At 66.2% G+C, this 12,633-nt stretch carries 12 protein-coding genes; 1 reads left to right on the forward strand and 11 read right to left on the reverse strand.

Features of this window, described 5'->3' with window-relative positions; genetic code table 11:
- Positions 1 to 4: 4 nt before the first annotated feature.
- The 10 genes from ribBA to ACPWT1_RS13820 form a co-directional block, all read right to left on the reverse strand.
- Positions 5 to 1,132 carry a bifunctional 3,4-dihydroxy-2-butanone-4-phosphate synthase/GTP cyclohydrolase II gene (ribBA, locus tag ACPWT1_RS13775; protein WP_427911741.1) on the reverse strand — a complete coding sequence of 376 codons (1,128 nt, stop codon included), beginning with the start codon at positions 1,130 to 1,132 and terminating at the stop codon, positions 5 to 7.
- The gene (locus ACPWT1_RS13780; protein ID WP_427911742.1) at positions 1,129 to 1,767 is read right to left on the reverse strand and encodes a riboflavin synthase; all 639 of its coding nucleotides are present in this window, start codon (positions 1,765 to 1,767) and stop codon (positions 1,129 to 1,131) included. Before ACPWT1_RS13780 ends, ribBA begins: the two co-directional genes overlap by 4 nt.
- Before the next feature lie 32 nt (positions 1,768 to 1,799).
- A complete protein-coding gene (ribD, locus tag ACPWT1_RS13785; protein WP_427911743.1) occupies positions 1,800 to 2,906 on the reverse strand; it encodes a bifunctional diaminohydroxyphosphoribosylaminopyrimidine deaminase/5-amino-6-(5-phosphoribosylamino)uracil reductase RibD in 1,107 nt (368 codons plus the stop codon).
- 10 nt (positions 2,907 to 2,916) lie between these two features.
- A complete protein-coding gene (locus ACPWT1_RS13790) occupies positions 2,917 to 3,162 on the reverse strand; it encodes an energy transducer TonB (protein ID WP_427911744.1) in 246 nt (81 codons plus the stop codon).
- 343 nt (positions 3,163 to 3,505) lie between these two features.
- Positions 3,506 to 8,119 (reverse strand): PilC/PilY family type IV pilus protein, encoded by a 4,614-nt coding sequence (locus ACPWT1_RS13795; RefSeq protein WP_427911745.1) that lies wholly within the window; start codon positions 8,117 to 8,119, stop codon positions 3,506 to 3,508.
- Positions 8,120 to 8,133: 14 nt separating this feature from the next.
- A complete protein-coding gene (locus ACPWT1_RS13800) occupies positions 8,134 to 8,790 on the reverse strand; it encodes a pilus assembly PilX family protein (RefSeq protein ID WP_427911746.1) in 657 nt (218 codons plus the stop codon).
- A gap of 8 nt (positions 8,791 to 8,798) precedes the next feature.
- Positions 8,799 to 9,896: a PilW family protein gene (locus ACPWT1_RS13805; RefSeq protein ID WP_427911747.1), complete on the reverse strand. Its 1,098-nt coding sequence runs from the start codon at positions 9,894 to 9,896 to the stop codon at positions 8,799 to 8,801.
- 7 nt (positions 9,897 to 9,903) lie between these two features.
- Entirely contained in the window at positions 9,904 to 10,329 is a 426-nt protein-coding gene (locus ACPWT1_RS13810; protein WP_427911748.1) for a type IV pilus modification PilV family protein, read from the reverse strand.
- Entirely contained in the window at positions 10,326 to 10,931 is a 606-nt protein-coding gene (locus ACPWT1_RS13815; protein ID WP_427911749.1) for a GspH/FimT family pseudopilin, read from the reverse strand. The genes ACPWT1_RS13810 and ACPWT1_RS13815 overlap by 4 nt, the downstream gene beginning before the upstream one ends.
- Positions 10,925 to 11,380 (reverse strand): type IV pilin protein, encoded by a 456-nt coding sequence (locus ACPWT1_RS13820; protein ID WP_427911750.1) that lies wholly within the window; start codon positions 11,378 to 11,380, stop codon positions 10,925 to 10,927. Before ACPWT1_RS13820 ends, ACPWT1_RS13815 begins: the two co-directional genes overlap by 7 nt.
- A gap of 282 nt (positions 11,381 to 11,662) precedes the next feature.
- Here ACPWT1_RS13820 and ACPWT1_RS13825 point away from each other — a divergent pair, with 282 nt between their 5' ends.
- Complete coding sequence (locus ACPWT1_RS13825; protein WP_427911751.1) at positions 11,663 to 12,172, forward strand: GspH/FimT family pseudopilin; 510 nt, start codon at positions 11,663 to 11,665, stop codon at positions 12,170 to 12,172.
- 11 nt (positions 12,173 to 12,183) lie between these two features.
- Here ACPWT1_RS13825 and nrdR read toward each other — a convergent pair whose 3' ends face one another.
- Positions 12,184 to 12,633 carry a transcriptional regulator NrdR gene (gene nrdR / locus ACPWT1_RS13830; RefSeq protein WP_427911752.1) on the reverse strand — a complete coding sequence of 150 codons (450 nt, stop codon included), beginning with the start codon at positions 12,631 to 12,633 and terminating at the stop codon, positions 12,184 to 12,186.

Raw genomic sequence — 12,633 nt, forward strand, 5'->3', positions numbered from 1 at the left:
TGGGTTACGCGCCGCCGGGGGCGAGGTGGCTGGTGATCTCGAGACCGTAGCCCGCCATGCTGGGCAGGCGCCGCGGCGTGCCCATCAGGGTCATGCGGTGCACGCCGCAGTCGCGCAGGATCTGGGCGCCGATGCCGTAGGTGCGCAGGTCCATGCGGCCGCGTTCGGGCGCCTGCGCCGAGCGGGCGCGACCCTCGAACTGCGCCAGCAGCTGGTCGGGTCCTTCGCCGCAATTGAGCAGGACCGCGACGCCGCGGCCGACCTCGGCGATGTGCTTGAGGCTCGCGCCCAGGCTCCACGAGTGCATGCCGCGCTGGGTCTCCAGCACGTCCAGCACCGACAGCGGCTCGTGCACGCGGACCAGGACCGATTCGTCGGGGCGCCATTCGCCGCGCACCAGCGCCAGGTGCAGGCCCTGGCTGGGCTTGTCCTGCCAGGCGTGGGCGGTGAACTCGCCGAACGGCGTGTGCAGCGGCCGGGAGCCGATCTTGCGCACCAGCGTTTCGTTGCGGCTGCGGTATTCGATCAGGTCGGCGATCGTGCCGATCTTCAGTCCGTGCTCGGCGGCGAAGCGCTGCAGGTCGGGCAGGCGGGCCATCGTGCCGTCGTCCTTCATCACCTCGCAGATCACGGCAGCGGGCGTGAGGCCGGCCATGCCGGCCAGGTCGCAGCCGGCTTCGGTGTGCCCGGCACGCATCAGCACGCCGCCGTCCACCGCCTGCAGCGGGAAGATGTGCCCGGGCTGAACCAGGTCGTCGGCCTTTGCGTCGCGCGCGACGGCCGCCTGCACGGTGCGGGCGCGGTCGGCGGCCGAGATGCCGGTGGTGACGCCTTCGGCGGCCTCGATGGACACCGTGAAGGCCGTGCCCATCTTGGTGCCGTTGCGGGCCGCCATCGGCGGCAGCCGCAGGCGCTCGCAGCGCTCGCGGGTGAGAGTGAGGCAGATGAGGCCGCGGCCGAAGCGGGCCATGAAGTTGACCGCCTCGGGCGTGACATGGTCGGCCGCGAGCACCAGGTCGCCCTCGTTCTCGCGGTCCTCCTCGTCGACCAGGATCACCATCCGGCCGGCGCGCATCTCGGCGACGATGTCTTCGACCGGGGACACGCCGACTTCCTGGAGGAGCGCACTCATGCCGCCACCTTCTCGCCGACCCCGGCCCCGAGCATGCGCTCGACGTAGCGGGCGATCAGGTCGATTTCGAGGTTCACGCAGCTGCCGGTGCGCAGGGCATGGAGCGCGGTGTTCTGCAGCGTGTGCGGGATCAGGTTGATGCTCAGCTCGCAGCCGCCCTGGGTGTCGCGCACCGAGTTGACGGTGAGGCTCACGCCGTTGACCGTGACCGAGCCCTTGTAGGCGAGGTACTTCGCCAGGAACGCCGGCGCGAGGATGCGCAGCTCGTGGCTCTCGCCGACCGCGGCGAAATGCGACACCGTGCCGATGCCGTCGACGTGGCCGGACACGATGTGGCCACCCAGGCGGTCATGGGCCCGCAGCGCCTTTTCCAGGTTGATCGGACCGGGTTCGGCCAGGCCGCTGGTCTTGTGCAGCGACTCGGCGGAGATCTCGATGGTGAAGCGGCGCTGGGCGGGATCGAGGGTGGTGACCGTCATGCAGGCGCCGTTGAGCGCGATGCTGTCTCCCAGGCCCACGTCGTCCAGGTAACCGGCGGGAGCCTCGACCGTGATGCGCTTGCCGTGAAGGCTGCTGCTGCCGAGGTCGTGCACGGCGGCGATGCGCCCCACGCCGGTGATGATTCCGGTGAACATCCCCGCATTTTCGCAGGTTCGCTCGACGACCCTCAGAAGGCGTCCCGGCCGGCCACCCGGGCGACGATGCGAAGGTCGTCGCCTACGCGCTCCACCGAGCGGAACACCAGCGGTACGGCGGCGTCCAGGGCGGGCAGGGGGCCGAAGCTGGCGACGCCCTGGCCCTGCCCGATCAGCGAGGGCGCCAGGTAGGCCAGCACCTCGTCGACCAGCCCCTCGCGCACGAGGGAGCCATTGAGCTTGAAGCCCGCCTCGACGTGCAGCTCGTTGACCTCGCGGGCGGCCAGGTCGCGCAGCATCGCGGGCAGATCCACCTTGCCGCTGGCGTTCGGCAGCACGATGACCTCGGCGCCGCGCGCCTGCAGCTCGGCCCGGCGCTGCGGATCGTCCACCGCGGCGTAGATCCACAGCCGGCGACCGGGGAGGAAGAGGCGTGCAGCGGGCGGAGTCTCGAGGCGGCTGTCGACCACGACGAGGTCCGGCTGGCGCGGCGCTTCGGCCAGTCGCACGTCCAGCCGCGGGTCGTCCTGCAGCACGGTGCCAATGCCGGTGAGGACCGCCGTCGCCCGGGCGCGCCAGGCGTGGCCGTCCGCACGCGCCGCCTCCCCGGTGATCCACTGGCTGCGGCCATCGTCCAGCGCCGTCTTGCCGTCCAGGGACGCGGCGACCTTCAGCCGCACCCAGGGCGTGCCGCGGACCATGCGGCTGAAGAAGCCCAGGTTCAGCTCGTGCGTCTCGTCGGCGCCTGCGCCCACCTGCACGTCGATGCCGGCGGCTCGCAGGCGCTCGAAGCCGCGGCCCGCCACGAGCGGATTCGGGTCGGTGCAGCTGGCGACAACGCGCCCGATGCCGGCGCCGATCAGCGCGTCGCAGCAGGGGCCGGTGCGCCCGTGGTGCGAGCAGGGTTCCAGCGTCACGAAGGCGGTCGCGCCCCTGACGGCGAGGCCGCGAGCCCCGGCGTCCCGCAGGGCGACGATCTCGGCGTGCGGCCCTCCCGCGCGCTGGGTGTGGCCCGCGCCGAGCACCTGGCCGTCGGGCCCGACCAGCACGCAGCCCACGCGCGGATTCGGCTCGGACAGGCCGGTGGCGAGGCGGGCGAGGGCGAGGGCTTGTGCGAGCGGGGATGGGAACTGGTCCATCCCTTGGATCCTAGCGACCCTGTTTCGCCCCGAACTCCACTTCGACACGGATCTGCGAGGGAACGGGGACCGCGTCGACCTCGCCCGGCTGGAAGCGCGCACTGAGGAAGGCGTCTTGCACGACCTGTGCGAAGGCGGGCGGCACGTCGGCGGTATCGACGCGCACGCGACGGACGTTGCCGCTTGCATCGATGAACAGCGCGAGCTGGATGCGCAAGTCGACCATTCCTTCGATTGCGGGGAACGGAATGTTCACGTCGCCTCGAGGTTTGGGCGGGACTGTCAAGCGGCTTCGCGGAACGTACTCCGGCTCGCCGTCCCCGGGACCGCCCGGAACGGGCGCCGGGGCACCGTTTGCCGATGCGGCGACGGCAGCCGGCTGCTCCCGGCTGCGGGGAGGCGACGCTGGCGGCGGCATCACAGCGCCAGTCACCTGCCCACGCACGTCACCGGTGCTGGACAGCTGGCGGACCTGGAAAGGAGGCGCTGAGCCGACTCTCGGCGTCGGCACAGCCCGATGCGCGCCCCACGCCAGCAAGGCGGCGTGGGCAGCCAGCGCGAGCGTCAAAGCAAGCTGGAAGGGCCGCCGCTGCCGAGAGTCAGTCCACCAGTTCACGCCAAGAGGTGCGACGCAGGGATGCCGAGCTTGTCGGGGCGGCCGTGACATCGGTCTGCAGAGTGGCGTCGCTTCGGGTCGTGATCGTCACGATGCTGCTGGACTGTGTTCCTGCCTTCAACTGCACGGTCGTGAGACCCTGGATCAGCACGTTGCCGACGTAGGTGCCGATCGCCGCCGAGCCATTGACAGCCGCTCCAAGGGTCGACCCGCCGGTCGTGATGTTGAACCGGTACAAGAACGACTCGCCCCCCACTGTGCATGCCGTTCCGCTCGGCAGGATGGTGCCCACCGTCAACGTATCCAGCGTGAGCTGCGGATTGACCGAGACGCGCTCGCCGCCCACCGGGAAATCCGTGAACCAACCCGACTTGTTGAGCCAGTCCACCGGCTGCGTGGAGATGGAGCGGCCAGCCGTGCCGCTGGCATTGGTTGTCGTGGACAGCGTCTGGGTGACGAGTTTGTTCGAGGTCCGTGCAGTGCCGAGAGGCGTGTTCGCCAGCGGATCCTTGATCGCGTAGACCGACTGCACCTGGGAGGAGGCAAGGTCGGTCGAGCCCAGATAGCGTCCCGTTGCGACGTAGACCACGGGGTACACGCCGCCGTTGTAGCGGACCTCTGCCAAAGTGGGCTTGGTGGTGATGCTTTGCGCTGTGCCATCTGGCGCCGTGAGCTTGGCAAGCTGGACGGCGGCGTTGTTCGGTTGAACCAGGTTGTCGATGTCGAACCGCCAGAGGTTGCCCAACAGGTCGCCTGCATAGAACCGCTTGGCCAGGTTGTTGGACACGTCATCGACCCAGACGTTGAGCTTGCCTAGGCCGCTGGGCGTTGTCGAATTGCCAGCCGCAGTTCCGTCAGGCAGCGTGGTATCGATCTTGTCCAGCTGTTTCCCGGTGTTGGCATCCAGGATGTACAGGTGCCCGTTGCCGTCACCGTTATTGACGTTGTTGTAGCCCGACGTGAACGCCACGATCCACGTGCCATCCGCCCGCTTCGTGATGATGGGGTTGCCGTACGTCAGGCCAAGGTCGGTGTCCTTGAATTCCCACAGGAACTGCGGTGCCGAAGGATCCGTGACGTCGAGCGCGTAGTAGCCGCGGCCGCCGCCATTCAGGCCACCCACCACGATCGTCTTCCACGCACCGCCAACGTAGATGTCGCCCATCTGGGGCGAACCATCGACGTAGAAGCGGTGGTTGTTCGTGTACGCATTGTCGGCGAGCTTGTAGAGATTGGGGATCACGAAGGACGGCACGAAGGCCCACAGTTCGTTGCCCGTGCCGCGGTCGAACGCGTGCAGCATCCCGTCATTGGCCGCGGCGAGTACGACGGCCTGGCGGTTGGCCTTGCTGGAGGCGAAAGTCGCGTAGTTGTTCTCGGTGTACTTGAACTGCGGCTTGCCGACGAACAGCGGCGATGCGCTGATGATGTCCCCCAGCAGCGCGTCGCGCTGGCGATAGTAGGTGAGTGTCTGGTCCCCGCGCAGGTAGCTCACCAGATTGCTTCCGGTATTGGCGCTGGTCGTGTCTGCGGGGATCAGGGACGCGCACTGGGACGGCGCAGCGGCGCCGCCGGCACCCGGCAGCGTGCAGAAGTTGTCGAAGTACTGTGCGTAGCTGTCGCCCTTGAGATTGTTGTAGGTGAACGTTTGCAGGGCTGAGCCGCCGGAAGGCTTCGGGTAGTAGATCGTCCGTGACGCCGGGGCCAGCGCATCCAGCTGAGTGCGCGCCGACCACACCGGCTTGGACGAAATCTGACCCGACGAGGGGTCGATCCGGTACGAGAGCACGTCACCGATCCACTTGACGGAGGTGAATTCCGCTACGAACACGTCGTTGTCACCTTCGACGGGCTGCAGCGAACTGGTGGAAGCCGCGGCGGCGGCGCCAGTCACCGCGCGGATTGCGTCGATCGCTCCGCTCAGGCTTGTGGCCAGCGAGGTGGGGTCCCCTGCGCTGAAGTACTGCCCGCGTCCGTTAACGGCCGCGTGCCAGAGATCGTCAACGTTCTCCGGACCCTTGTTGACCCCAGGCACCGGCCAGTCCTTCGTGCGGTTCAGGATGCTGACGAAATCGCCGGTCGTCTGTGTCTGGTAGTTCGGGTCGTAGTTCAGCAGGCCACTCACGCCCAAGCCCAGAGTGAATGTCGTCATGTGCTGCCAAGTGGCTGCATCCCCGAAGGACTTCTGCGCGGAGGCGGTGTTGCCCGGAACGTTGTTCTGGCAGACGTCCGTCCCCAGCGCTCCCGTGCAATTCGAAAGCGCCGTCGTGCGGAGGTCGGTGTTGTAGTAGTACATGGCAACGTCGGCGAGAGAGTTGACGGAGCCGCCGCTTGCCGTGGTGTTGGTCGAAGTCGTGTGCGCGCTCTCGGTCGTGGTCGTGGTACCAGGCGCTGACGACGTGACCGGCGGAGTGCTAGTCGACGCGGTTCCCAAGTTGTTTGTGTAGCTGGTCGCACCGCTCAAGGCTGTGGCTGAACCAGCGCCTGACGCGCTGAAGGAGAAAGTCGTTCCAGTGCTGACCAGGCTTGTGTTTGCGAAGACCCCTGCTGCGCCCGTGATCGTTGAGATCACTTTGCTCGTGGTGCTGGAGGTCGCGGTTCCGTTGGAGACGACTGGCGTGCTGCTCGAGCTGGTTGACGTGGGTGCCCCTGCCGAGGTCGTGTCGGAGATGGTGACGCCGTTTGTCACGGTCGTTGTCCGCGTGTAGGGCGTCGTTGTCGTGGTGGTGACAGTGACCGTGGATGTGGACGGGGTCACGGTCGTCGTTTGTGTCAGGGTGGTCTGCAAGTCGGTGTTGCTTGTCTGCAGCCATGTGCGCTGGTAGCCCCCGCAGAAAAAGATGCAGGCCGCTCCGGGGGGCGTGAACGTGTAGGCAGTCGTCCCAGGGCTGCCGGAAGCTGGTGCCGCGTAGGTGAACACTGTGTCTGACACGCGGGTGACCGTCACGCTGTTACCGGTAAACGTGGCGTTCGAGCCGCCGCTGACCTTGATCACGTCTCCTGTTGCCAGGTTGTGCGTCGATCCAGTTGGCATGGTGACGGTGACCGTGCCACTGCTGACGGACATCGTGGTCCCGCCGGTGCCGGGGGTCACATTGAATGCCGTGAGAAGCACCTGGTTGTTGCGCTGCTGCGCGCCAGTCTTGGGCGTGGCGGCGGTGGTGCTGGTGGTTGTGATGTCGGTCTTCGTTTGGGAAGTCGTGTCCGTCCTCGTCGTGACGGTTGTCGTGGTCCACGTTTCTGTCGTCGTCGCAGTGACGTTGCCGCCGTCGAACATCGGCCGCAAGGTAGCTCCGCCGTCCTGCTGTCCGACCAGGGTGAAGTTGTCGAGGCCGAACGGACCGAAATTGGTCGACGCGTTGCCGGCGGTGGCCTTGGTGTCGTCGATGGTGGTGGGGCTCTCGTTGCCCGTGTTCCAGTAGCCATCGGTCGAGAGGATCGTGAAGTTCCGCTGGCAGGAGTACTCCATCGGATCACTGGCCTGGTTCGGAGCCTTCTTCGCGTAATAGCGGCCAGCCAGGGAGAGGGAGCCCCGCAAAGGCGTCGCGTTCACCGGATTGGCTGCATTGACGGCGGAATAGAACGCAGCCTTCTGGGTCGCGTCGAAGACCTTTACATCAAGGAAATCGGTGCTCGGTGTGGCATCGGTGTTGTGGATGTTGGTGAAGCCGATGCGGTACCGGTCGTCCACCGTCTTGAATGCCCGGCTGATGGAAGTCTTCATCATCAGAATGCGGGTGCTGTAGTACTTCAGCCAGTTCGCATAGCTTTGCGCTTCCGGCGAGGACGAATTGATCGTGACGGCCTGGAAGGTGTTCGGGAGCGAACCGACCGTGGCGTTGCACTCCTGGTAGAACGGTGTGTTGGTGATCACCCCTGCCGACGTGTACTGGTACGACAGCGGCTTTTGCGTACCCTTGTACTTGTAGTAGGTAACCGACTTCGGCGCGCCATAGCTGACCTTCGGCGACGTCATTGCATAGACCGCAACCGGCGTCGTGATGACCGAGTTCGAGAGATCCAGAACCACGTTGCCGGTGCTCGGGTCCCAGCTCACGACGTTGGCTGTGAAGAAGTGCGTCGAATCCGTCCAGACCGTCACCGTGGCATCGGTGCCGTACCAGTTCCTCATCTTCTTTGCGGTGTCCGTGTCCGTCACCCGGATGGTCATGGTGCCGCTGGCCGTCAGCGGCATTGTTACCGGCCCTGCCACGTTGCGCGGGGTGGTAGTCTGGGTGGTCGGGTCGGGCGTGATGAACGAGAGGCTGGCGTCGGCCTGCTGGGTGCCATCTGCATTCAGCGGCGGCGTGTAGAGCACATTGGGGTTGTACGCAACACCGTTGCACTGCGACGTGCCCTTGCCGTATTTCGTACTTGAAAAGTTGGAGACGTCGGGCAGGAAGTCCCAGGCCATCGAGCCGGAGTCATCCAGGACGAACAGGATGTTGGGCTTGACTTGGGTTGCAGACGAGGTGAAGAGGGGAGCGGTCGCGAGGTCGGTCGTCGCCGCGAATGTCATTCCGCCTGCCCCGACGATCAGGCAGCTGATTCCCAGCCGGGCCGATCGTCGCGCGACAGATCGCAGGATGTTTTTCATGGGGAGCCCCTTCATCAGAAGTGCACCAGCGTCTCGGTGTAGCTGACGGTGTTGCGCGGACCGGTCACGCGCACGATCACCTGGTAATAAGGACTGGCAGACGTGGTGCTGATGCGGCCGCCGGGCTGCAATTCACCGCGCTCGCTGCTGGTCGCGGTGGAGGCGACAGCCGGACGCATGCACAGGTTCGTGCCGGACGCGGCGCCGGTGTTGTTGCAAAGGCGCAGGATGACGTAGCGGACGGAATTGCCGTTGACCAGCGTCGGATCGCTGTAAGGGAGCAGGCCGCAGGTAAGCCGGTTGCCCGATGGCACGGAGGCACAGTTGTCCCCGTCCCAATCGATCAGGCTGTACTTGTCGCCCGCGTTGGTCTTGTTGCCGGAGGGGTCCAGCCGAGCCGGCGTCGCCGCGTAGTAGCCACTCGCGGCTTGATCGTTGTCGAGGCTTGCCCCGGTGACCTGCCCCTGCAGCCAAGAGATCGCGCGCTCGGCTGCGACGTTGCTGGCCATGAGCGTGTCCTGCTTGAAGCCGAGGTTCCCCATGATCAGGGTGCTCGTGTCAACCGAGCGCGTGAGGGCGACGGCCGCGAATGCCAGCACGATCATCGCCATCAGGGTGAACAGCAGCGAGGAGCCGCCCTGGCGGCGGATGGAACGTGCGTGTCGCGGCATGGTCTTGCTCAGGAGTTCCACAGCAGGTTGCGCAGCGGCACGACCGTGTCGAACACCTTGTAGCGGTAGTGCATCCAGTCCTCGTCGACGGAACTCGCCGGGGTGCAGGTGCTCGACCCGGGGATCTTCAGCGAGTTGCCGTTCCAGGTCGGACAGGCCAGGGTCACCTTTTCCTTGGTGTACTGCGCTGCGCGTGCCACGACGGCCAAACGCACCGCGAGCACTTGGCGCCAGCCAGCATTTGTCGTTGGCGTGGTGTTGTCCCAGGTGTCCACCGACCCATTCGCGTCGGTGTCCTTGCCGTATTCCGCCTTCAGGTTCACGATGCCGGCGAACAGCTCGTTGGCACCCGTGTACGAAGGCGCTCCGTTGGCGGCGAGCAGAAGCATGTTCTGCCGCAGGGAGTCGTTCGTGATGGAGAAGGTCCGGTCCACAGGCGTTCCGAGATTGAGGATGGAGTCGCCGTCGCTGTAGGCCTGGGCCGGCTGGTTGACTGCATTCCAGCCGCCGTTGGCACGGTCGATCGTCGGAGGATTGGCCGGATCGGTCGGGGCAACAGGAGGAGCGGTGACCTGGAACAGCTCGCATTGCGCGCTGCCGTTCTTCACTGCCACGAGAAGCTCGCCGGCGACGGTCGGGTTTGCGGCATCTGGCTGCGGACCGTCCACTGAAATCGTGCTCGCCACCGGGAACGAAGCGCCCCCGGCGACGTACCCCGGGGCCACGATGCGGATCGGAAGCGCCAGCGAGCGCTTGCCGCTGGCGAGCACCCGAATGCTGTCGGGCGCGCCGCTGGCCCCCTGAGTGATCGTGACCGGCACCAGTGCCGCGGGGAAATTGGCGACTGCGGCGTTGTTATACGTGGCGCTGAGCGGGCATCCGAGGACGTTCGGGTTCGCGGCGAATCCGTAGCCTGCAGGCTGGATCGCGCGCACCAGGGTGTCCAGGGCAACGGCGCCGTTGACCTGCGCGTCCGATCCTGAGGTGGTGACCCGCTTCTGGTTCTCGGCGTTGATCAACACCTGTGCGACCGCGAGGCTGGCAAGCAGGCCGATGAGGACGCCTACCATCAGTTCGACCAGGGTGAAGCCTCCCTGGCCCTGCACGCGAGCGCTACTGGACCTGGGTGCTGAGGACATAGCTGTGAGTCCCTTCGTTGGGAGGTGCCCAGGTGAGCGTGAGCCCGACCGTGCCGGTCGCGGGCGTGACGACGATGGTCGCTGCGGCCGCGGGCAGAGTCGCTGCCACTTTGTTGACCCACGCGGCGCAACGTGTGTTGCTGCAGACAGCGCCTGGCGCGGTCGCGTAGTTGCCGATGTTGGATTTGTCGGTCCAGATTGCCCCCACAACCTCGTTGGCCAGGTAGGCGGCGTCGGCGCGGAACTTGGCATCGGTCTGCGCACGTGTCATGCTGGCCTGCAGTCCGACCAGTCCCAGGATGGCGATGCAGAACAGCAGGATGCCGACCAGGGCCTCGATGAGGGCGATGCCCCGCTGGGTTCGGCGAGCGTGACGGGGGCGAAGGGTACGTCGGGTCATGGCAGTTGGCAGGCCCTCGGGTCGGGGCTGGACGCATCGCGATCGCAGAGCCTGACCGCGCCGCCGCTGGACAGTTCAATGCGCAGTCGGCGGGCGCCCGACTGCTGGTGGGAGATATTGATCAGGCCGATAGGAGTCGTCCCGGGGACAGGCTGGCCGAAGCTGTTGAACGTGATCGACGAGGCCACCGTCACGCCGTCCGCGGCAAGCGCTGCCACATTGATGCCGGACCACTTGGAGCCGAACACTTCGACGGTCCTGGGCGCCACCGTCGGAGAGGCTGCGACGTCGCACTTGCCGGCAGGGTTGTCAAGCGAAATGACCCAGGACGGCGAGCTGGAGCTCGCGGCGCAAGTGGAGTCGGGTACGCCGCTCACCGGCGTGACAAGCCAGAAGCCCACCGGCCGGTTGCGTCGGATCGCCTCGGCGCGCGCTTTCTGCATACCGTTCTGGATGGCCTCCGCGACGCTGCGCACCTGGGTGTTGTGCAGCCAGTCCGACGCGGCCGGGACTGCGAGGCCTAGCAGAAGTGCGAGCACCGAGATGGTCACCATCAGCTCGATGAGGTTGAAACCACGTGACCGCCGGCGAGAGGTCAGCATTCGTTTCCCTTGACCAGCCAGCAGCTCTTGGTGACCGCTGCATTCTTGAATTGGGTGGTCTGCTGCAGATTGGCCTCATTGATCGTGTAGACGTGGCCGGCAACAGCGCTTGACGGCTTGCCGGTTGCCGTCACGGTGTAGCCATTCCGACTGGCACCGTTCACGACACATGCGAAGGTGAAGTACTTGGCGCCCGGCGTGAAGTTGCTCCAGCTCGGCGCGCCGGTGCCGTTGGCGCATGCGCCACCATTGGTCGTCCCGTAGTTCCGGTTGTCCTGGAAGTACTGCTCCAACTTCACTCGGTAATCCGTCATGAAGTTCAAGGCTTCCGTGATCGCCCCCCGGCGCACATAGTCGTTGTACGAGGGCAGTGCGACTGCAGCCAGGATGGCAATGATGGCCACCGTGATCATCACTTCGATCAGCGTGAAGCCGGTCTGCTGGTGCACGGGCGCGGGACTCGGAGGGCGATTGCGCACGGGTTCTCCTTGGGACGGACGGGGTGTCGTGGCCGGATGCTAGGGACCTGAACAGCAGGGGCGGACAGCCATTAGCTCAGCGGCGCAGAGGGCGCGACGAGCGGCGGCCGCGAAGTGCCCACCAGTTGCAGGACGTGTCGCTGCAGCACGCTGCCTACCATTCCCCTCATGGCCCCGCGACACCTCCGTAACGCCCTCGTCGCCGCCTTTAGGGCGGGTTACTGCAAGTCAGCGGGTGTCACCCTCACGGAAGTGACCGTTACGCTGAGTGTGGTCGGCGTGCTCATGGGGCTCGGGGCGCCAAGCCTCTCCGAATGGGCATCGTCAGCGCGCCGGACGGACTTGGCGAACGCCATGCTGGCCAATCTCCATCGCGCCCGCAGTGAAGCCATCACCCGCAACTCACGCGTGACGCTATGCAAGTCTGGAGACGGCGCGCTATGCGCAACCAGCGGGGCGTGGGATCAGGGATTGATCGTCTACGAGGACCGCAACAACAATGGCGTGCGGGACCCGGCCGAACCGCTTCTTCACCGGGAGGGGCCGCTGCCGGCCGGTTGGCGCCTTTTCGGCAACGCGTCCGTCCGTGACCGAATCAGCTACGGTCCGGAGGGGATGACTCGCATGGAATCGGGCGCTTTCCAGGCGGGCACGATCATGCTTTGCCAGAGCTCGGCGGCTGCGACCGAAGGGCGCCAGATCATTGTCAATTCGTCTGGCCGGCCGCGAGTGCAGCGAGCGCTGCTTGACTCTTGCCCTTGACGACCCTGCGGCTAGCGCCGGATTTCGTCCACCACCGTCTTGAATTCGTCGATGTCCTCGAAGCTGCGGTAGACGCTGGCAAAGCGCACGTAGCCCACCTTATCCAGCTTCTTCAGCTCGCGCATCACCAGCTCGCCGATGCGCGCGCTGGGGATTTCGCGCACCGCCAGGTTGAGCAGCTTCTCCTCGATGCGCTCGACGGCGGCGTCGATCTGCTCGGTGCTGACCGGGCGCTTGCGCAAGGCGAGGTTCATCGAGGAGAGCAGCTTGGCGCGCTCGTACTCGATCCGGCGCCCGTCCTTCTTGACGATCGCAGGGAAGTTCAGGTCCGGGCGTTCGTAGGTCGTGAAGCGCTTCTCGCAGTGCGGGCACTGCCGGCGCCGCCGGATGAAGTCGCCGTCCTCGGCCACGCGCGTCTCCACCACCTGGGTGTCGACGTTGCTGCAGAACGGGCACTTCAC

It is taken from the genome of Ramlibacter sp. MMS24-I3-19, assembly GCF_050320135.1.
Taxonomy (GTDB): domain Bacteria; phylum Pseudomonadota; class Gammaproteobacteria; order Burkholderiales; family Burkholderiaceae_C; genus Ramlibacter.